This window comes from Legionella parisiensis (assembly GCF_001467945.1).
Classification (GTDB): domain Bacteria; phylum Pseudomonadota; class Gammaproteobacteria; order Legionellales; family Legionellaceae; genus Legionella; species Legionella parisiensis.
Genome location: NZ_LNYQ01000013.1, coordinates 391976 through 412423, shown reverse-complemented (window position 1 = coordinate 412423; position 20448 = coordinate 391976). Strand labels below are relative to the sequence as shown.

Genomic DNA, 20448 nt, shown 5'->3' with positions numbered 1-20448 from the left:
ATTCAACAAAAAATGGCTAACTTATGAAACTAAAAATTATCTTGCTTAATCTATTTGCCATATTGCTTGGAGGATGTTGCAAAAACTGCATTGTTCATGAAAAAGTGAATTATCCTAAAAGTACACGCAGTGGAGTTAAATACATCAATGATAAGGCCAATTTAAGTCGCCTCGCATGGTGGAAAAAACTAAAGGATCCGGAGCTTAATGAGCTTATTTCTCAGGCTCTGGCCTGCAATCATTCGATTAGAAGTTCCTATGCAACAATTGAGCAAGCACAGGCACAACTTAAAGCAGCTCAATATGCCTGGATCCCAACTCTTGATGCAACTGCTAGCGGCTTTACAGGCAGCACGTGGAATACACATCTTACCCCAAGAGGCCAATTGGCAAATAATCCTTTCTTTTCAAACTTTTCCCATCCGAAGTTTAGAGGATATTATGCGGGATTTGTCCCGGGATACACATTGAACATCTTAAATAATATTAACAATGTTAAAGCAGCCAAAGCTTCTTTAGCCATAGAACAAGCGCAGACACAGTCAATAAAATTAGGGATTATTAGCCAAATGAGTGGAGCCTACTTCATGCTCTTAAGCCAACGAGAACAATTAGCAGTAGAAAAATCCCTAACTAGTGACTTGCAGAAACTACGTCAACTCGAACATACTCGATTCCAAAAAGGCGCCAATGATATCGCAATAATAACCAATGTAGATCAACAGATTGCCCAAGAAGAAGCCACAATTCCTCAAATTGAACGTGTTATTGCACAAAGTGAAAATACCATTCACCTCTTATTGAATCAAAATCCCGGGCCCATTGCTGCGCATCGTTCGTTACTTTCATTAAACTTAAATCATCTAATTCCTAAATCCTTACCTTCATCAGTTTTAAAAAATCGTCCTGATATCATGATTGCCTTAAATAACCTGAAAATGGCTCAAGCACAAATTGGCGTGGCTTACTCAGCTTTTTTCCCCTCGATTGATTTGACTGGTTTGGTTGGCGGAGCGTCAGTCGATTTAACTAATATTTTAAAATTAAGTACTAATATTTGGATTGCGCAAGCCGCAGGTTCGACAAAAATTTTCAATGCCAGATCCTATCAAAATATCAAATCCGCTAAGGCTGGATTCAAGGCAATCTACTATGACTATCTGGAAACCCTTCATTCTGTATTCGCAGATGTAGATGATTCGCTTACAAATGAGCAGAAAAATAACTTAGCGTATTTGCAAACTCAAAAAGCATATTTGGCAGCACAAAAAGCATATGATATTGCATTAGCTCAATATAAAGCTGGAGCGAAAGATTATCGCAATGTAATCAATGCCAAAATAAATCGTGATCGAAGTAAATTAAGTTTAATTCAAGAAAAAGCTCAATTACTTGATAGTATTGTACAAGTATATAATGCTGTTGCTGGTGGATATGATGCTACCTAGCTTATCCTTGGTAAGGGCATATACGGTAACTGGACATTTACAGATATCCGGGTTCCTGCCATAACCGTCAAGCGAGGCCGCAAGCAGATGGTGTTCATTTCTGCAAGGAGCGATCCATGATGGATCACCTTGCCAACATAAAAATGGATCTCCGCCCGCGCGGGGATGACAGAGTATTTGCCAATTGAGTAAAATAAAACACTAAATACTCTTAGCTTAGCGGCATGGGTTTTACTGCGCTTAACCCAAAAGCTACTTATCTTTTTTTAGCTACACTTTTTCGTCAAGTGCTTGTTCAACCACTTTAACTAACCTTCCTGCGTCAGGAGAGGTAGTTGAATAGAAATAGTCAATAAGCTCACCTTTGCGATTGATAAGGTACTTATGAAAATTCCATTTTGGTGCGGTGCCAAATCCTAATTCCTTCCTAGCCCACTGATAAAATGGATGAGCATTTTTTCCTGAAACTACTTCTTTAGCGGCCATTGGAAAAGTAACTCCGTAATTGACCTGGCAAAAATTTGCAATTTCTTGTTCAGTTCCTGGCTCCTGGCTACCGAAATCATTTGAAGGCACTCCAAGTATGACTAAACCGCGATCTTTATATTTTTCATAAAGTTTTTCCAAACGAGCATATTGCGGAGTAAAACCACATTTTGAGGCCGTATTGACTACCATTAAAACATTTCCCTGAAAGGAAGAGAGGGGCAATGGCTCATGTCCACGCAATGTGTGGAACGAATAATCATATGCATTGTCATGATGCTGGGTATCCGCTGCTGATAAATTAGAAGTCATGATAAGCCATCCTAGTATTATTAATGAGAGAAAATGCATGGTTATCCCTAATCTTATAAAAGCACAGAACTGAAAACAGTGTTGGGATTGATATCAATAATATACCATTGATCTTGTAAAGCAGGAATGGATTTATTTATCCAACTGATGCCTGATTTTTTCTTGCACTTCACGCATGTGTTCTTCATCCTTATAATGAGTACGCGGCCAAAAAAAACCTTTGAGCCCGTCTTGTTTATTCCTGGGAACAATATGGATATGAAGATGAGGAATGCTTTGACTAATTGTATTATTCATTGCAATAAAACTTCCTGCAGCTTCCATTGCTTTTTCAACAGCCTTCCCTATCCTTTGCGTAAGTAAAAAAAGAGGAGATATCATAGAATCAGGCACATCATAAAGTGTTTTGATATGCATTTTAGGAGCCAATAAGGTATGTCCTGGGAAAAGAGGACGAGAATCCAAAAAAGAAATAAAATTCTCGTCTTCAAAAACAATAAACGATTTTTCTTTTTTTGCCGCAATTAAGTCGATAATACATTCACTTGTCATTTTATATCCCTATTCATCTATTTTCAGATTTAAACGATAAATCCGTTTTCTGTTGTACTATAGGTTTGACCTTTATGTTCCAACAAACTTTCTTTTTCTCCTTTGTTTTTTATTTTGAGAAAACTGCTAAAAAATCCATCAGGAGAATGTGCAGAAGAGGTAAGCATCTGAGGCTCTTCCGATATTTCCTTAATTTTTTCCGCGTTAATGCGATTGTGCCACCGGTAGACTAATCCTGGAATAGCAATAATCACACCTCCCGTATAACCTGCTGCCACACCATAAATTCCTAACTTGGTTTTAAGCCCAAGAAGCGCTGAGCCTGTTATTCCCAAAGACAACGCTGAAACTGAAATAATAGTCGAACCCTTGAGATCCTTCAAAACTCTCAATTGCTGTAATAGATTATAACGTGCCGAATCCAGTATGACTCCAGTTGACACAATGGGAGCCAAATATTTAAGAATCTCGCTTACCTGGTTTGGTGCCTTTCCAATAATCAACACACCCGGCATAACTGCAAAAAATAAAGGGACAGGAGTAGTGTAAATGAGTGTAGTTAATAATCCATATTTCCCCATTCGACTTGCATTTTCATATTTTTTAGCTCCAATCAGGCGATTAATCTCTTGTGAATTACTTTGACCAAATCCGGCTAACATTAAAAAATTGAAGAATATGTATTGATTTAAATAAGTGATTGCTGCTTGGTCCTTTGTGCCAAGCATACCCGATAAAATACTTACTGATAGAGACATTGCCATTTCGCTTGCCACTGAAAGTGTAATTGAACTGCCTATTTGCAAAAGCTCAATAAATTGCTTGAACTGCCCAGAAAACCTCTTAAAAATATTGAAGAATTCGTACTGGCTAAAATTTTTATGTTTTGCTAAGTACAGTGCATAGGATATAGAGGTTAGATAAGCTTCAATTACATAACCTATGGCAATTCCCGTGCCTCCTAACCTGGGTACTCCTAACCCACCAAATCCCAGCCACGCGCCAACTCCTGTTCCTATTGCAAGATTTGCCAATCCCAGAAACATTGCCGGTTTAGCATGTCCAAAGCTAAACATCATTTGCTCTGAAGAGATTCGTGTCATCACGGCTCCTACTGCAGGCGAATAAATACGCAAAAAATTCTGAGTAATTTCTGCAACATGCTCACTTTGACCAAAAAGAGTAGTTAATAAAGGCTTGGAAAAGATCAATCCCATCATGACGGGCGGCGTAACTAATGCAGACAAAAAAAGACCATTGCGATTTATGCCGGCAATGTATTCGCGTTTCTCTTGTAAGACTATTTCATTTGTTTCACCGTTTGTTTCATCCTCTGTTAATTCACCAATTTTATTGCTTGCAATCACACTCATAGAAAACAAAGGAGCCATTCCAATGACTAGAAATGTATTTATCATTGTAGAAATTAATGTTGCTGAAGCAACTTCGTCTTCATTTTCACTGAGTGAATTCAGTAATACAACCATTAAAAAAATTTCAAAACTAAACGTAAATGAAAGAGCCATGGGAAGAGATAGTGAACTTAACTCTTTAAAAACCCTCCACAACCCGTAGTAATCGCCACCTTCAACTTCTTCATCATCTACAAAAGGGGTTTCCTTGCCATTTTCTATTAAAACACCCTCTACGTCGCTCTGCTTTTCAAGAGAAGCTGGAATCTTACTTATTGCTTTATCATCGTGTAGATCTTGATGTGTGGAGTTAATACTTACATCATCTCTGTGCTTGTATTCAAATTGATCATTTTTTTGTTGCATTTATAATTTCCCTTAAAGAACAGCCACTGAAAAACATGGGATCGACGAATTAAAACCGTTATGCCAAATAATTAGTTTTGATGCAAAAATTAGAGGTACAACTTAGCGGGCGGGGATTATATATCAACATTAAAAATTTTCATCTGAATTTTTATTTATTAAAGAATATGGAAATGCCTATTTGCAGATAAAAAAATACTAAAATATCATTTATTTTCTTATCTGGATGATTTTCAATACCATACTTTAATTATCCAATTTTTAAAATACGATGAGCTGAGGTAAAAATAATGAAAAAATATTCTCTATTTTTGTTCTTAATGATTTCTTTGTTTCACTACAATGCTTTTGCGAATAAATTCACTTTAGAAAGTTCAGCTTTTAAAATGAACTCCATGATTCCAGACGAATTTACATGTAACGGAGTAGATCAATCTCCTCCCTTATCTTGGCATAATATCCCACCCAATACTCAGTCACTTGCGCTGGTTGTCGATGATCCGGATTCAGCTAACGGGGTCTGGACACATTGGATAGTGTTTAATATACCGCCCAAAATGACCTCATTAGGGGCAGGAAGTCCAGTTCCACCGGGAGCTGCAAATGCAAAAAATAGTTGGGGAGGTCTTGGATATCGAGGTCCTTGCCCCCCCGTTGGAATTGCTCATAGTTATCATTTTAAACTATATGCCCTAAGTACCGTATTAAGTCTTGGGGATGGCACGACTCGAGATATCGTTTTGAATGCAATGACAGGATATGTTATCGGTGAAGCAGAGCTGGTTGGGCTTTATCAAAATTTAAAAAGCAGCGCTCCTGCTCAATGATATTATAATCTCGTGCCGAGCAGCGATACGGGATTCCCTCAAAAGGAACCCGGTTCGCCGCAGTACCTCATCCACGCAACATCAGGATTCTGGATTCCGCTCGGAAAGTGGGCTTTTTCATTTTTATCATGCGATTCAAAGTATTTATCCTGTCGCGCATTTTTTGCCTACATCCCTTTCTTTATGCTCGCCGTCCAGTCAAGCACAACAGCTCCCCCTATCTGTCTCTCTTTGTCACAGGTTAAAAATCTTAGGGAAAGTCAGATTTGAGTGCAGGAGATTCAGGCCTACGGCTCATAATCATGACTTATGGAAGCAAAAAATAGATTCTTTATACAAAAAATTTCCTAACAATCTCAATCAATTATTTTGACAAAAAATAAACCAGAATTGATAATTAATTATCAATGATAAAAAAAAAAGACACTTTTAATCCGGAAACAACATGCAAGCTGAACTTTTTTATACGGTAGATAGCCTACATCCAGTGCCACTTTATCTAATCTCCCAAAAACAATGGGAGAAGCAAAGTTCTATGCTAACTACTATTGAACGTAATTATTTCATGCAAACTCAATTTAATGGAAATATTGGCGAGTATTGCTTATTTTATAATACGGATGGTTTGTTAGAGAAAGCGTACGTAGGTACTGGAGATGAAAATCAAGCATTAGCAATGGCTCATGCAGCTTTATTATTACCAGCAAACAGTTACCAGCTTCAAGATTCCTGTTCCCAGGAGACAGCCTTATTTTGGGCATTGGCACAATACCGTTTTGAAAAATACAAAAAGGATTGTGTGTCTCCCCGGGTCTTAGTAATCGAGCAACAAATGTTCGCTGATTTAATTGATTTAGCCCAAGCTCATTTTTTAGTACGTGACCTCATCAATCAACCGGCCAGTGATATGGGGCCTAAAGAAATGGGAGATATAGTTGCAAAATTAGCTGAAGAACATCATGCACAATTTGAACAATGGATTGGTGATGAATTGTTACATGCAAATTTTCCTGCCATCCATGCCGTTGGTCGTGCAGCCAAATCAGAGCCACGTTTACTCTCTTTAACCTGGGGTGATGAAACACATCCTCGTGTCACCCTGGTAGGAAAAGGGGTTTGTTTTGATACAGGAGGCCTGAATATTAAAACACCTTTTGGCATGCGAATAATGAAAAAAGACATGGGGGGTGCAGCACATGTGATAGGTCTTGCTCAATGGATTATGAAGCGAAACTTACCTATTCGCCTACATTTACTTATTCCTGCTGTAGAAAATGCGATTGGCCCGAACGCCTTTAAGCCAGGCGATATATTAATTATGCGGAATGGCCTTACTGTAGAAATTGATAATACTGATGCAGAAGGACGTTTGATTTTGGCTGATGCTTTCGTAAAAGCATGTGAGGAAGAGCCTGATCTACTGATTGATTTTGCCACCTTGTCCTCCGCAGCCCGCGTTTCTGTAGGGACTGAAATGTCAGCATTTTTTACAAATGATGAATCTCTAGCAGCAGAAATAATCGACGCATCGTATAAAGCCATTGATCCAGTATGGCGTTTACCATTATTTGCGCCTTATGAAAAATTTCTGCGATCAACTATTGCTGATATGACAAACTATAGTGATTCTCCCTATGGTGGAGCGATTATTGCGGCATTATTTCTCCAGCGATACATTAGCAAGTCAACTCCATGGGCACATTTTGACATTATGGCATGGAGTGAACAAAGCAAACCTGGAAAACCTGAAGGCGGTGAAGCCATGGGTTTACGCGCTGTCATCGACTATTTATTACGCATTTATGGCTAGGTGGCAGAATCTTCGCATCATCACGCTATATCTCAGCTAGTTTGAATTCTGCTAATGGATAGTAATTTTGCCTACCTTTTTCAGCTCTACTTTCTATGAGATGGATCTTGTTAACCACGATTGGAGGAATAACTTGCACCTTTATTGTTTCCAACAGTTCATAGGGTATCCGATGGCGAATTAACCGTCCCATGGTCAAATGTCCTCTAAAGGGACGCGTTTCAACAGGAATATTTAAAGCAACCGCAGTGTCCCCAATTACTTTGGACACCCTAGCTAAATCAGCTTGGGGTAGAACAGATAACGAAAGAATTTTAGGGTGGCGCAACGTTGGAAACCATTCCAAATGACTGAATTTAAGATGAAATGGCGGTATATTTTTTATGGCATCCTGTACATTTTCAGTCAAAAAAATTACCCGCTCTTGCGGTACATTTCCAAAAAATTGTAAGGTAATATGCATTTTTTCTACATGAACCCAGTGCATGTAATCAGTTAGTACCGTGTTTTGCAGCGTTTTTAAACTTCGGGACAGACAAACCTGAGTTGCCTTGGGAAAGATAATTGCGAAAAAAAAGCGTAGCGTATGCATTATTTCCTCATAAAATTAGGGATATAAGGACTCTCATCTATGAAACCTTTTTAAACCCTATTTATCAAAAGAACTTGGATTATATACTATAATAGTATCAAAATTATCCAAATAAAATTGGCATCTGAAAATACTTAGAAAAGCTACATGGACGGTGGAGGATTATGATGATCCTAAAAAGCCTGCGGGAAAAAACTGAGTTCTTGGAGGAATGTCTTTTTCATATTGATCATATTTTCAACCGTGTTATTAACAAAAATTCACCAAAGATAACCCTCCAGAAAAAAAGCAAAAGCGATAACCAAGGAAAACATATTTCAGTTGATACAAAGCTCCCAGACTCCATAATAATCAAAGGAGCTTTACCGGATAAAAATTTTGATGCAGGCAAATTAATAGTACTTACTTCGCTGTACAATCATATTGCGTTACGAATTAAAAATAAAAACACTATTGATCTGGGAGTAGAGTTTAATAGAGTAAAACAGAAACTGCATTTCACATTATTGAAATATGGTCTTCCAAGTGCTGATATTTTAATGAAAAAGCATAGGAATCATTTTTTAAGAAAAGGTATTCTGGAATATATTTTAAGTTTTATTTGGACATCACCCTCATCAGAGTTTCTCAATAAATATGAATTTTTCACCAAAGCATCTGATTCGGAGGATAATTTCAATTTCTGCTATGAACTGGCAGAAAACTGTCAATTTGATGTCAATCTTATTTCTAAAATCGAACCTATTGGCAAAGGATTAGGTTATATCATTAAAGCAAAATCAACTGTAGAAGCCGCTATCATTATGAATGCGATACGAAAACAGTTAAGCGCAAAAAAACTCGAGGATTCCATTCGTTATATTGATACCTTAAATAGATCCGCTCAAGATGAAAGCTCATCAACGATTGAAATATGGGGTCAAGCTGTAGATATGCTCAATAATCTGAAAGATGAAAGCATCCGTAAATTTTGATTCCGCATAGATAAACGCTAACCAAGATGTTAGGATTGCAATTTTTGTTCGAAAGCAATGAAATATCGTCCTGATATTGATGGACTTAGAGCCATAGCGATTATATTAATTTTAATTTATCACGGAGGCCCCTCCTTTTTTCCCTCAGGATTTATTGGAGTTGATGTATTTTTTGTGATTTCTGGCTTTCTCATTACTGGTATCATCCACGAATCAATCAAGATTGGCTCCTTTTCCTTTTTTGATTTTTATAATCGAAGATTATGGCGCTTGCAACCCGTCTTTATTTGCATGCTCTTTTTAACAACAGCCCTAACTTTGTTGTTTTTCTTACCTGACGAGTTAATTCAATACAGCAGAAGTGCGCGCAAAACCACTTTGTTTTTATCTAACTTGTTTTTTGATAAAGCAACAACAGGCTATTTTTCGCCGGACACAAATCAAATACCGTTACTCCACACCTGGTCCCTTTCAATAGAATGGCAGTGCTATATACTTTTACCCTGTCTTATTTATTGCCTGCATCGTTTCTCACCTAACAAATATTTAATTCCACTTGTTGCCGGGTTGGCCTGTATCGCTTTTCTATGGTCACTATTCAATGCAAAAAAACTACCCGCACACACTTATTACTTATTTTCCAGTAGGTTTTTTGAATTTTTAATTGGCTCCTGTATCACACTCATTCCTTTGACTTTTTTTTCAACCAATAAATATCTCTCAAATCTAATTGGCGGCTTGGCCTTAATAACCTTGTTGTGTCTCGCCAGTTTTAATCCAGTTGTAACAGGTTATCCTAATCAATATGCATTTTTTGTTTGTATGGCAACAGGATTTCTCATTGCCATAGGAACCTGTTCTCCCAATAACTTCTGGAGCCAATTACTTTCCAGGAAACCGTTGGTTTTCATAGGAGTATTGTCTTATTCCCTTTACATTTGGCATTGGGTTATTTTCACCATTTTGAGATATCAGAGTATTGAAGAAACTCCTCTAGTTTTATTTTCTGTCTTTGCGCTCACTTTTGTTTTAGCTTATCTTTCGTGGCACTTTATTGAAAAACCTTCAAAACGCTGGAAAAAAATACAGTTCCGTTATTCCTTTGCGTTTCTACTATTAGCTCCAATTCTCATTTTTCATCTCGCCGACTATGTAATAAAAAGAAATCAGGGATTTCCTCAGCGCTTTAATAAGGAGCTATTAACCGTTTATCAACAATTAGAACAATACAAAAGGCCACAAAGAGCGTTGTGTGTTACCGATTCTCGGCATGAAATCGATATGCAATGCATTGTTGGTTCAAAAAAATCGGATAGTAAACACGCATTAATGATCGGGGATTCATTTGCTAATCATTACTGGGGTTTTGTTGATGTGTTAGGACAAGGAGCAAATGTCTCTATTTTATCGCAAACCATATCCTCCTGCCTAACCTTGCCTGGCACTTATCTTTATGACTGGTGGCACTTTAAAAACCAAGTCTATTCACTGTGCCATGAACTTACCGAAAAATATTATCAAATGATTCAAAATAATCATTATGATTATGTAATTATTGGTCAGGTATGGTCTAATTACTTGTCAGCAAACATCATAAATAACCTCAATGATCCGCGTTCTTTACTTTTAACTCAAGAGCGCTTAACAAAAGCTCTAGATAACGCGCTTTCAATCATTATCAACTCGGGAGCAAAACCCGTATTAATTCAGTCAACTGCATTAATGAAAAATAATTTTCATGATTGTTTTTTTAAACATATAAAATTAAGAACATCTTATAATTCCCATGAATGCGAGTTTACTTATTACGAAGATCAATGGTTTAATCAATTATTTAGTAAAATGAAAAGAAAATACCCACAATTAATTCTCATTGACCCCAAAAAAGTGCAATGCAAACAAAATAATTGCAAAGCAGACATCAATGGAGTCCCAATTTATCGTGACGTAGGTCATATTACTGACTATGCATCGTATCAATTGGCGATGCTTTATCTACAAAAACGTCCAAACCCTCTAGGATAATCTTTGCGACACACTCTAAGGAAAATCTTTTATTGACGGGGGATATTATTCGTCATATAAAAGATTTTCCTCTATCCTTTATAAATAAAATTACACCTTAACGTAATTATAAGCGGTTATGCAATTTGCGTGAAACTCCATTGTTCTTTTTGAGGATGGAAAACCTGCCTGGTAAACAGGTTATAACTACGAGTTATTTATGAAAACAACAGTGATACACTCCTCTGATATCCTTTTAGAGCTCGCAAATCATAAGGACTTAAAAGGTGAATTAACGTATCAGCATATTTTACAAGTGCTGGGCGAGCGAGCATTTGGAATTGCATTGTTGTTTTTTGCTTTACCTAGTGCCCTACCTTTTTCTACAGTTCCTGGTGTTTCTGTTGTGTTTAGTGTGCCTATAGCACTTTTTGCATGCCAAATGATATTTGCCAGAAAAACATTGTGGTTACCAAAAATCCTTGCAACACGGACCATTCATCAAAAGACTATTACCAAGATAATTCATACTACAGTACCTTATTTGACTAAAATTGAATACTTTTTGAAACCACGCTGTTTTTTTATGACCTATCGCTTGATGGAAATAATCACTGGCATCATGATTTTTTGTTTAGCCATCCTTCTTATGTTACCTATCCCATTAAGTAATTTTATCTTTGCATTTCTACTTATTATTTTCAGTCTGGGATTGATAGAAAAAGATGGGATACTTCTTATTGTAGGTTATATTAGTAGTATTGTTTATATCAGTTTCATGTTTGTATTTATTGAAGGAATAATTAAATATTTATTTCATTAAAACAGGAGCATCTTCTTTCCCTATTGATTTCCTATCCTTTCGTTTGTATTTACGGTTCTATTTTTGGATTGGGAAATAGTTTTCTCGAATTAATTATCTTCCCATCTATATATGACAATATATCAATACATCCATTTCATAGAAAAGGTAATAATTGAGTGTATTCCAAGTACTACAACTACTGTTCCTGCGAGCAGCATAATGAGTCTTGGTTGCACATATCGCACGATATATGCAGCAAAAGGAGAGGCAATGGCCCCACCTACAATCAATCCGAGAATAATGAACCAATTGGAAATCCCAATTACAAAAAAGAAAGTTGCAGAAACACTAATAGTGATTAAAAATTCAGTCAAATTAACTGTACCTATAGTGTAAGAAGGCGAAGTTCCCTGTACAAGTAAGGTGGAATTAACAATGGCTCCCCAACCACCTCCACCTGTTGCATCAAAGACCCCCCCAAAAAAGCCAAGGGGGATTAACCCACGTGCATGATTAGAGGGTAGTGCACGCCTGGTTTTTAAGCGCTTGACCCTATAATTTTTTAGGAGCTCCCTGATTTTACCACCCTGGAATGCTCGGTATAAAATAACGCAACCCATAACAAGCAAATATATTGCAATAAAAGGCCTTGCTATTTTCTCTGATGCTTTTGTTAAAAGGAACGCACCAATAATGCTTCCCATAATACCTGGAATAGCTAATCGTCTAAATAACGCATAATCTATATTTTTAAACATTGCATGCGATAAACCAGAAATACCGGTTGTGACTATCTCAGAGGTATGCACTGCCGCACTAGCCACTGCAGGAGGAATACCATAAGTCACTAAAACACCCGTAACAATCACCCCATAGGCCATGCCTAAAGCACCATCAATGATTTGTGCCAAGAAGCCTACCAGTGCAAAAATTAAGAATTGCTCCATAGATATCCCTTTTCTTCAATAATTAGTTATCGCTCTTTTAAGGCGTTAGTATATGATTATTAAGGTAAGTTAGATTAATTGCTGATTTTATTTTTCCATAATTTGCTGACAATAATTGCGCCGCCAAGTGTCAAAACAATCATTGAAAGCGTAACTACTATAGGAATATCAACAAGATCATGCAGTAACATTTTTATTCCAATGAAACCTAAAATCAGGGCTAACCCATAGTTAAGATAACGAAATTTATTTTCTATATGTGCCAAAATGAAATACATGGCCCGTAATCCCAGTATTGCAAAAGCATTTGATGAACACGCAATAAATGGATCTTGAGTAATACCCAATACTGCAGGAATGCTGTCAATGGCAAAAATCAAATCACTCACTTCAATAAAAATAAGAACAACAAATAGAGGAGTTACAAAATACGATTTATTTTTCTTAACAATAAAATGACCGCCCGAAATTTTTTTTGTTATTGGGAAAATTTTTCTCAGTGTTTTCAGAACGAAATTATTAGTAACAAATTGTTCGTCTTTAAACAAAGTGAAGAATTTAGTCGCGGAATAAATGAGTAGTATGCCAAAAAGATATAAAATCCACTTGAATTTATTCATGAGCCAGATCCCAAATACAATAAGTATTATTCTCATAGAGATTGCGCCTAACACACCAAATAAGAGTAGACGGCGCTGATACTTTAAGGGAATAGAAAAATATTTAAATATCATGATAAATACAAAAATATTATCCATTGATAACGATTCTTCAATCAGATAAGCAGCAAGAAATTCAAGGGCTTTTTGATTCGCTATATTGCTTGTATCGCCTTGTGATAGATAGACCCACAAAAAGACATTAAAAAGCAAGGCCAAGACAACCCAAACAGTAACCCATACGCAAGATGCCTTAAGGGTGGGCTCTCTTTTATTTCTAGTTAAAAGAAAAATATCGATACTTAATACAATCAGTATCAAAACAATAAAAACTATCCACAACCACCATGTACCTATAGACTGCATTTATCTTCCTGAAACTGAATGGCTCTCTAGGGGGCTTTTAATGATGACTCAAGCTTTTTGCCTCATTTTGCATTATATAATGCCATTTTATGCTCTTGAGGTAACCTATAATGTATTGAGCCAAGCATGTATTTTTGCACTAAATAATCGTGGTGCAAGTGGTTGGCAATGGCCGCCAGTACCCTCTTCATCATTGAAAAGAATATATTGTTTTTTACATTGGAGCTGATCATACAGTTTTTTTGCCTGGCCTAATGTGATGTATTCTAGAGTATTATCACAAATCAACATAGGACATTGAATCTTTTCGGCTAAGCCAGCCAACGTGTAAGCACGCGTTTTTTCGAGCATTTCTTCAATTGTTTTAGCGCCAAATCGCCATTTTCGACTTTCTAGCATAAACCGTAAATTTTCATCTGTTTTCATGAGGTGTACTAAGGCTTGTTCTATGGGAGCATCGTGTAAATCAGGGAACTTCGTCATAAACGAATTAAATTTAGCTTCGAGATTACCACTAGCATCAAATATCCCAGGATCAACAATGCAGGCAGCGATACGTCTTTCTTTCGTTACCGCTCGAGCAGCAAGATAACCACCAAAACTGCGCCCCATCAAGAAGATCTTATTCTGATCAATTTCGGGACGATTGCTGATAAAATCGACAACCTTTTTGATAACCCGCTCCCAATCAGGAATGAAGGGTATTTTATTTAAACGCAGCATACTGCCTTGACCAGGACCTTCAAAATTTAAACAATGAAAGCCTCGCTTTAACGCTTCCGCTGCCGAACTAAAATATAATTCTTCCTTAGTGCTATCGCCCCCGCCAGTATCAATTAAAATAGGTTTAGGATGATTTGAAAAAGAGTTATTCAGATAAAGATAGCCAGGCAATGTTGTTTCCTCAAAGGGAATTTCTACTTGTTCCACAGGAGTTTCAAAAAATTCGAGTGCTTGGTGAAAAGCACGAATACTGTATTGTAATGCGTGTTCGATTCTTGGATCAGCAGGTTCATCCTCCAGGAAGAAAAAGGCTGTTCGGTAATAAGTACAAGCACGCAGAAAGGCCAATTTGGCATCATAATGAAAACCTTGCCTTCGATAAGTTTCTGCCATCCTGAAATTGCTATCAGCAAAAGCCGTCCACCGTGCATACCAACTTTCTTTATTGCCAGGTTCTATTTGCTTCGCTATAGCAAGGCATTCCCCAACTTCAGCCCCTTGATATGTAGCACATCCTAAGCTTCTTATTAATTGCGCATTAAAAAGTGCTGGTTTAATTAATTCATGCATAATAAAAACCTCCATTTTTTACTTAGAAACAACTTCTTGTGCTTTTATCCCGACATTATTCTATTTATTTGATATCTTCATTGAAATATAAATCATTTATTACTTAATAAGTAGTTAGAGTAAAAATTACTCAAGAAAAATAGCAGACCAACTTATTCTCTTGCATAACGATTTGTACAAAACCAAATCATTTGATATTTATTTAAATGTTATGTATAATTTTTTTCCTTTTTGATTGAAGAGTTAAAATGCCAAAAAAATTTGAAGATTTAATCGATGCGTTTGAAAAAAAATGGGATGCGGAAATCGTTCCTGTCTATCGCGATTTAAAACAACGTTTACTTAATCAGAGAATCTTAACAAAGAGGGCAACACAAGAAATCATCGATGAGTTAACTATTCATTATCGTGGATTTTATGCAACAGTAACAAATACATTTGCACCTTTCCAGCTCAAGCTTAATGAAGACCAAAGTCAGATGCTAAAAAAATTTCTTGCTGATGTTGAAGAAAGTTACCAAACAGACGTTAATAAATTTAAGAACATTCATAATCAAAAAGCGGTTCTATTAAGAAATTATTTTTTTCAACAAGCAGCTGCAAAATTACCATTACCTACATTTGAAGAACAATATCTATCAGGACAAATTTTTCCTAGCGATCCTCCTGAAGCGTACCCTCAATATTATACTTATGATTTTAAATAATCAGTGATTATTGCTTCCTTTCTCTCCGGAGAAAGGTTGAATGACGCTCTTTCATCCAACATTGAGTCAACAATCCAAGGTTCACCTCTTCCAATTTTATCGTAGTGACGTAATATACGGATTTGTTTTAATTCTTCCATGAGCATCTTTGCTATACTTACTTTTCCCCTAGCAATAAATAGATAAAAAATAAGAAGTGGCACATAGAATGTGGGCACTCCTTCTCGCCTCCATACGTCGCAGCAGGTAAGGGAAAGAATGGATAGGGTAACATGCTCTAACGAATGGTCCTAATAAAGCAAATTCATTATTATTACCAACCATGCCTCCGAACCAACTTATCCGTTTTTAAACACTAAATTTTCATTATCTTTTAATGCACAACTGCTAAACGCTTTTTCAGCAAACCATTGTGCATACACATTAATTTCTGGAGTTAAAAACGCTTTAAAATCCCAACCCAGCTCATTATGATTAAAAGGCCCTAATTCAATGTTTTTTGCTTGGGCGAGACCTCTTATCATCCATTCAACAATTGCTGAATTTCCTCGGCCTACTGGCTGTAATCGAGCAAGATTGTACGCAAGTTTTCCTGCATTGATTAAAAAATCGTTGATATCCTGGGTAGGTTCCCAATTAAAGCATGCTTGAAAATAAGGGTCGATTAATTCAAATTGTACCTGAAAATAACTGGACTTATCGCGATAATCCTCAGCAAAAGGGGTAAAGCGGTGATCAATCACAATCGATGTTCTACTGTCATCCTTGCCATAATCATTAAAAGTAATCGTAAGGACCACATCATCTTCAATAAATGGAAACTCCGAAGCTGCGTTTTTTTTGTGCGCTAATTCGCGTTCCTCGTCAGTCATTTTAATCTTAATTGTGTATATTGCTCCTTCGCCTGATTTATCCGGACGTTGTTGCACCTCAACGTGCCCCCAGCTTTGATGAATTAAATCGGATAAATGCAAATAGATCAGATTTTTTTGCGATGGTAAATCCTTGGATAAATTAAAATCATCTGTAGATACAAAACCTGCTTTATTAATTAATCCGAATTGGTGCCTCAATGGCCCATGTTTCAGCGCTTTGGCTACCTCCCGCCGCTTATCAGCTAACCAAGCATAGGTACAACCGACTTGTGTGCGCAACATATCTGGAGGACAATTAATGTCCTTACGAACCTCCGGTGGTACTTCTGGAAAAGAGGATGCTCGTTCACCTAGTTCTTGAATCACTCCTTTGCTGAATTCAAGCCATGCATCCTGTTTTTTTGCATCAAAATCTTTTAGACGGTCTTTAGAGGAAGCTGTATTCAAATCTGCTGTATTTGAAAATAAAGTATTACGGTGAACTCCTATTGGTTGCTCAATTTTTTTATCGGTCATAATAGCCTCATCTTGCTTATTTATTATAATTATAGATGCAAAAATACACTCTACTCTTAATGAGCTTTAATGGCTTATTTGAAAACTTGACATCTCACATCTATAGTTATTTTTTACCCTTTTTTTTCTTTGATGTAAGAATCGCATTTAGAAGTTCATTGTTTTTAAGGCGCAATAAATAAAAATAAAAATGGAGCTTGCTTATGGATACAAATGAACACACAGAGCTGGGTGATGCATTGCGATTTCAAGAATGGGATGCCTTAAAAGGCAACCCATACATCGATATTGAAAAAGGCGCCTTGCATTTGCACTTACAAGGAATTAATGAGAATGGTCTTCCCGAACCCATCGGCTTAAAAGTATCTGCTGGTGTCATTATCGCCATGTCTGGTGATTATTTTGGAGGCAAAGAAATATCATTTAAGTTGCCGAGCATTTGTGAATTTAAAGATAATCCAAAAGCTTATGATAGCACAGGAACCTGCACTACTTTGGGAAAATATTTGATTAAAAAGCCCATTACCGAGAACGAGCAAGAAAAACTCATCAGCTCTTATCAACGATTAGCAAATAATAATGTAAAACAAAGTGATATTGATACGATTTATACCATCAACAATTCCAATTATATTCCATTCTCAAGCACATTAAATTTCTACGCACAACAACTCATGTTTGCACTTAGAGTAAAAAACTACAGTGATATTTTAAATAGAAATATAGCACATTTCACTCCATGGTCAGTCCGTGTTTATGCTATAGGCCATTGTATCGCATTGAAATATGCACGTATTTATTATGAGTTAAAACAATTTCTGGCTCATGCAGACTATCAATCAAAAAATAGTGATTTCAATGCGTTACTTCAAATCCTCGAGCAAACCCCTAAAGGTTTGGATCGCGAAACCCTAGAGGATTTAGCCTATCGCTATCAGGCTTTGTCTTTGGGAATGGAGTTTTTTTGTTTTCACTATTATACCGATCATTTTGCTGCGGGCCATGTTTCATTTATGGGTGATTTACGAGCATTACTTCCAGAGCGCTTTGGAGTTTGGGGCAGCATTTTAGTCAATAATTTGCATGATGAATTAAACAGGATAACCGTCTATACCAAACGCATTTACGATCCAACACCAGATAAAAGCGAGCCTCCAGTTACAGCGAGCGGTGATGGTGACTTTGATGTTGCAAATAATTATTTTAACAAGCAAGCCTGTCTAGCAGGAATGACCTCTTCGTTGCACGATTTACATCATGTATTTAATGGAAGCAAATTGCCTGAGCAGTCACAATATGGCGGCTTGGAACAAATGCCTGATATTGACTATCAATACCGCCAACCGCAGCCCTTGCTGCTATTAGGTCTAGACAAGAAAATTTATTATCGTACTGATCTCAATAACATTGAGACCTTATCTCCATCCCAATTACAAGCAACATATAATGATCCATTACACCATGGTTATACTGAATTAAGTAATAAATTCGAAGCATTTTCCTTGGTGTTCAAACTTCGGGCTCTTCCCTTTATTTATGCCAGTCAACTCAAAACACTTACCGCCGAACAGCTTCAATTACTGGAAGCAGAAGAACTTGAGCTTAACCCAGGAAGAAGACCAATACCCCAGCCCCCTATTGTTCTTGGGCAAAAACCACTTGCCATACCTGTTTGGCAACAGCCTGCAAAAAATCACACTGTGATGCAGGCTCTGGTAAAGAATGGCATGCTGAGTTCTGGGAAAATCCGTTCATTGGAAGATAACGTTTTACAAGCAGAAGATACATTGAGTACGCATACACTCTAAAATACAACATATAATGAACGTTAACTTATCTCTAAAATTTGTCATCCCTGCGTAGGCAGGGATGACAGTGACATCGCAATCTACATAGAGTTGGTTGTATCAAGAATAGCACTGTTCCCTAAATCAAAGAGATGCCCTGTAGATGCCGATTTAAAAAGAGAGTATCGCTGACGCGGTGACGGCGCATTATCATCTTTAGAAATATGGATGCCCCGGGCAACTTTTATAGTGTCTGGAACGACGTGTTCTTCATGTGTTGCAGCCTCAATAGTCGGCTTGATTTGTTGTTGTTCTTTTATCCTTTCTAACTCGGTATTTAAGTGAGATACTTCAAGCTCTGCTGTTTCTGCTCGCACAAGAGCCATTTCTTTCTGTGCTTTCAATTCCGACGCTTCCTCTTCCAATTGCTTGATTCTTAATTGATCTGCCTCGTGTTGTCTTTGATCAGATTCGTGTTGAACTAGCGAGTCAATCTTAAAATCAATGCTTTTAATTAATTCCTCCAGCTCTTCTGTTTCTTTTTTTACCACATCCGCTTTACATAGTTTATCCATTTTCTTTTTATCCAATCCTTTCCATCGGCTAATCAGATTTTCGATCCCCGGGCGTTCAACAAACCAATAAACACTTAGTGCTGCTAAGCCAACAGCAACACCCGCAACAACAATTGGCCACGCCGTTGCAGCCATGCCAGTAACAAATAAACCGGCGATAGCCAAAGCTACCGTTTGTCCAGCAAAAAAACCACCACTAAAAAATAAAATACCAGCAACACCGGCTGTGATGTATTTAGCCGCTTTTAAATAAGGATTATTCGAAGCTGATGTTAGATCCTGGCGAATTTGGTCTAAGTCCTTATATCTTTGCAGTAACATTGTTGCAAGCTGACGGTCCTCTTCAAATTCCTCTTTAGTTTTCTTGGTAGTTTTAGCAAGACGCATGCGGATGGCTTCTATTTGTTTCACTTCATCAAGTAAAACATCCAGTAATTTTTTTGTATCTGTGGATTTGATCCCCAGGTTTTTGGAAATTTCAACCAAATCAAAACTATAAAATACGACCATGGAAAGAACTGAAAATAATGTTCCTGCCACAAATAAAGCAATGGTTGGAATAGAGGAAAAAGCGCCTAGCATTGCGGTAATACCATCAAACCCTTCACATCCAAAATAAACAGTTCCAGCAAGAGCTAATAGCGCATATTTAGTTTTTGCAGACATCCCTCCTTTTTGAGTTTCCTCTTCTACCTGTCCAGAATTTAATGATTTATGGAGATCTTTCAATAAAGAAGCCCGCAATGAGGTAATTAAAAAAAATGCTTTGCTGTTGCTTTCAATTTTTGAAGTAGATTCCAGCCAGGCTAATAGAGCTTTTTTATCAATTTTCGTTGGGTTGGTGAATGCCTGCTGGAGGCTTGGATCTATTGCAATTAATTGTTTAATTAATTCTTGGCTTGTTACACACAGATCAATTGGCATAATCTCCGCCCCCCTAAATTACTGGACTTATTTGCTGTTAATAAGCAAAACAAGGGAATACCTATATGATACTGATTATTTATTAAACAAATATTAAATTAAAGAGATAAAGTGTAAATAAATGTCATTGTTTTGTTAAATAAGAGCAAAGGTGCCCCTATTTGGCGCATTGAACGCTAAATAAATGATAATTTTCTTTCTTAATTGATTT

At 37.0% G+C, this 20448-nt stretch carries 18 protein-coding genes; 8 read left to right on the top strand and 10 right to left on the bottom strand.

Annotated features, from left to right (window positions below; all coding sequences use genetic code 11):
- The first annotated feature begins 23 nt into the window (after window positions 1–23).
- A complete protein-coding gene (locus Lpar_RS07905) occupies window positions 24–1448 on the top strand; it encodes a TolC family protein (RefSeq protein WP_058517435.1) in 1425 nt (474 codons plus the stop codon).
- A 270-nt stretch (window positions 1449–1718) separates the two neighbouring features.
- On the opposite strand, the gene Lpar_RS07900 is transcribed toward Lpar_RS07905, so the two are convergent.
- The 3 genes from Lpar_RS07900 to Lpar_RS07890 all read right to left on the bottom strand — a co-directional run bounded on the left by Lpar_RS07900 (window position 1719) and on the right by Lpar_RS07890 (window position 4576).
- Entirely contained in the window at window positions 1719–2246 is a 528-nt protein-coding gene (locus Lpar_RS07900) for a glutathione peroxidase (RefSeq protein ID WP_058517434.1), read from the bottom strand.
- Window positions 2247–2378: 132 nt separating this feature from the next.
- The gene (locus tag Lpar_RS07895) at window positions 2379–2798 is read right to left on the bottom strand and encodes an HIT family protein (RefSeq protein WP_058517433.1); all 420 of its coding nucleotides are present in this window, start codon (window positions 2796–2798) and stop codon (window positions 2379–2381) included.
- 29 nt (window positions 2799–2827) lie between these two features.
- Window positions 2828–4576, bottom strand: coding sequence for an MATE family efflux transporter (locus tag Lpar_RS07890; RefSeq protein WP_058517432.1), 1749 nt, complete (start codon window positions 4574–4576; stop codon window positions 2828–2830).
- Window positions 4577–4866: 290 nt separating this feature from the next.
- On the opposite strand from Lpar_RS07890, the gene Lpar_RS07885 reads away from it, so the two are divergent.
- Both Lpar_RS07885 and Lpar_RS07880 read left to right on the top strand, forming a co-directional pair.
- The gene (locus Lpar_RS07885) at window positions 4867–5403 is read left to right on the top strand and encodes a YbhB/YbcL family Raf kinase inhibitor-like protein (protein ID WP_058517431.1); all 537 of its coding nucleotides are present in this window, start codon (window positions 4867–4869) and stop codon (window positions 5401–5403) included.
- 445 nt (window positions 5404–5848) lie between these two features.
- A complete protein-coding gene (locus Lpar_RS07880; protein ID WP_058517430.1) occupies window positions 5849–7213 on the top strand; it encodes a leucyl aminopeptidase family protein in 1365 nt (454 codons plus the stop codon).
- Window positions 7214–7238: 25 nt separating this feature from the next.
- On the opposite strand, the gene thpR is transcribed toward Lpar_RS07880, so the two are convergent.
- Window positions 7239–7805, bottom strand: coding sequence for an RNA 2',3'-cyclic phosphodiesterase (gene thpR, locus Lpar_RS07875; RefSeq protein ID WP_058517429.1), 567 nt, complete (start codon window positions 7803–7805; stop codon window positions 7239–7241).
- A gap of 164 nt (window positions 7806–7969) precedes the next feature.
- On the opposite strand from thpR, the gene Lpar_RS07870 reads away from it, so the two are divergent.
- From Lpar_RS07870 to Lpar_RS07860, 3 genes are all read left to right on the top strand, one after another.
- Window positions 7970–8779, top strand: a complete 810-nt coding sequence (locus tag Lpar_RS07870; protein ID WP_237759368.1) for a hypothetical protein — start codon at window positions 7970–7972, stop codon at window positions 8777–8779.
- A gap of 57 nt (window positions 8780–8836) precedes the next feature.
- Window positions 8837–10804, top strand: coding sequence for an acyltransferase family protein (locus tag Lpar_RS07865; protein WP_058517427.1), 1968 nt, complete (start codon window positions 8837–8839; stop codon window positions 10802–10804).
- A gap of 199 nt (window positions 10805–11003) precedes the next feature.
- The gene (locus tag Lpar_RS07860; protein ID WP_058517426.1) at window positions 11004–11606 is read left to right on the top strand and encodes an exopolysaccharide biosynthesis protein; all 603 of its coding nucleotides are present in this window, start codon (window positions 11004–11006) and stop codon (window positions 11604–11606) included.
- A 122-nt stretch (window positions 11607–11728) separates the two neighbouring features.
- Here Lpar_RS07860 and Lpar_RS07855 read toward each other — a convergent pair whose 3' ends face one another.
- The 3 genes from Lpar_RS07855 to Lpar_RS07845 form a co-directional block, all read right to left on the bottom strand.
- Complete coding sequence (locus Lpar_RS07855) at window positions 11729–12535, bottom strand: sulfite exporter TauE/SafE family protein (protein ID WP_058517425.1); 807 nt, start codon at window positions 12533–12535, stop codon at window positions 11729–11731.
- A 74-nt stretch (window positions 12536–12609) separates the two neighbouring features.
- The gene (locus Lpar_RS07850; RefSeq protein WP_058517424.1) at window positions 12610–13560 is read right to left on the bottom strand and encodes a TerC/Alx family metal homeostasis membrane protein; all 951 of its coding nucleotides are present in this window, start codon (window positions 13558–13560) and stop codon (window positions 12610–12612) included.
- Between the two features lie 105 nt (window positions 13561–13665).
- The gene (locus Lpar_RS07845) at window positions 13666–14853 is read right to left on the bottom strand and encodes an alpha/beta hydrolase family protein (RefSeq protein WP_058517423.1); all 1188 of its coding nucleotides are present in this window, start codon (window positions 14851–14853) and stop codon (window positions 13666–13668) included.
- Between the two features lie 248 nt (window positions 14854–15101).
- On the opposite strand from Lpar_RS07845, the gene Lpar_RS07840 reads away from it, so the two are divergent.
- Window positions 15102–15560 carry a hypothetical protein gene (locus tag Lpar_RS07840; protein ID WP_058517422.1) on the top strand — a complete coding sequence of 153 codons (459 nt, stop codon included), beginning with the start codon at window positions 15102–15104 and terminating at the stop codon, window positions 15558–15560.
- Here the strand turns inward: Lpar_RS07840 and Lpar_RS07835 are convergent.
- Both Lpar_RS07835 and Lpar_RS07830 read right to left on the bottom strand, forming a co-directional pair.
- Window positions 15545–15700, bottom strand: coding sequence for a hypothetical protein (locus Lpar_RS07835; protein ID WP_162264343.1), 156 nt, complete (start codon window positions 15698–15700; stop codon window positions 15545–15547). The genes Lpar_RS07840 and Lpar_RS07835 overlap by 16 nt on opposite strands.
- Before the next feature lie 198 nt (window positions 15701–15898).
- Window positions 15899–16951 carry a hypothetical protein gene (locus Lpar_RS07830; protein ID WP_058517420.1) on the bottom strand — a complete coding sequence of 351 codons (1053 nt, stop codon included), beginning with the start codon at window positions 16949–16951 and terminating at the stop codon, window positions 15899–15901.
- Window positions 16952–17154: 203 nt separating this feature from the next.
- Between Lpar_RS07830 and Lpar_RS07825 the strand changes: the two genes are divergently transcribed.
- Window positions 17155–18759, top strand: coding sequence for a hypothetical protein (locus tag Lpar_RS07825; protein WP_058517419.1), 1605 nt, complete (start codon window positions 17155–17157; stop codon window positions 18757–18759).
- Window positions 18760–18839: 80 nt separating this feature from the next.
- Here the strand turns inward: Lpar_RS07825 and Lpar_RS07820 are convergent, their stop codons facing one another.
- Window positions 18840–20237, bottom strand: a complete 1398-nt coding sequence (locus Lpar_RS07820; protein ID WP_058517418.1) for an AAA family ATPase — start codon at window positions 20235–20237, stop codon at window positions 18840–18842.
- Between the last annotated feature and the right edge of the window lie 211 nt (window positions 20238–20448).

Coding starts and splice junctions, on each gene's coding strand:
- Lpar_RS07860 (WP_058517426.1), top strand. CDS start 11,004: ATGAAAACAACAGTGATACACTCCTCTGATATCCTTTTAGAGCTCGCA.
- Lpar_RS07850 (WP_058517424.1), bottom strand. CDS start 13,560: ATGCAGTCTATAGGTACATGGTGGTTGTGGATAGTTTTTATTGTTTTG.
- Lpar_RS07885 (WP_058517431.1), top strand. CDS start 4,867: ATGAAAAAATATTCTCTATTTTTGTTCTTAATGATTTCTTTGTTTCAC.
- Lpar_RS07905 (WP_058517435.1), top strand. CDS start 24: ATGAAACTAAAAATTATCTTGCTTAATCTATTTGCCATATTGCTTGGA.
- Lpar_RS07880 (WP_058517430.1), top strand. CDS start 5,849: ATGCAAGCTGAACTTTTTTATACGGTAGATAGCCTACATCCAGTGCCA.
- Lpar_RS07825 (WP_058517419.1), top strand. CDS start 17,155: ATGGATACAAATGAACACACAGAGCTGGGTGATGCATTGCGATTTCAA.
- Lpar_RS07890 (WP_058517432.1), bottom strand. CDS start 4,576: ATGCAACAAAAAAATGATCAATTTGAATACAAGCACAGAGATGATGTA.
- Lpar_RS07830 (WP_058517420.1), bottom strand. CDS start 16,951: ATGACCGATAAAAAAATTGAGCAACCAATAGGAGTTCACCGTAATACT.
- Lpar_RS07865 (WP_058517427.1), top strand. CDS start 8,837: ATGAAATATCGTCCTGATATTGATGGACTTAGAGCCATAGCGATTATA.
- Lpar_RS07840 (WP_058517422.1), top strand. CDS start 15,102: ATGCCAAAAAAATTTGAAGATTTAATCGATGCGTTTGAAAAAAAATGG.
- Lpar_RS07820 (WP_058517418.1), bottom strand. CDS start 20,237: ATGCCAATTGATCTGTGTGTAACAAGCCAAGAATTAATTAAACAATTA.
- Lpar_RS07845 (WP_058517423.1), bottom strand. CDS start 14,853: ATGCATGAATTAATTAAACCAGCACTTTTTAATGCGCAATTAATAAGA.
- Lpar_RS07900 (WP_058517434.1), bottom strand. CDS start 2,246: ATGACTTCTAATTTATCAGCAGCGGATACCCAGCATCATGACAATGCA.
- Lpar_RS07835 (WP_162264343.1), bottom strand. CDS start 15,700: ATGGAAGAATTAAAACAAATCCGTATATTACGTCACTACGATAAAATT.
- Lpar_RS07895 (WP_058517433.1), bottom strand. CDS start 2,798: ATGACAAGTGAATGTATTATCGACTTAATTGCGGCAAAAAAAGAAAAA.
- thpR (WP_058517429.1), bottom strand. CDS start 7,805: ATGCATACGCTACGCTTTTTTTTCGCAATTATCTTTCCCAAGGCAACT.
- Lpar_RS07855 (WP_058517425.1), bottom strand. CDS start 12,535: ATGGAGCAATTCTTAATTTTTGCACTGGTAGGCTTCTTGGCACAAATC.
- Lpar_RS07870 (WP_237759368.1), top strand. CDS start 7,970: ATGATGATCCTAAAAAGCCTGCGGGAAAAAACTGAGTTCTTGGAGGAA.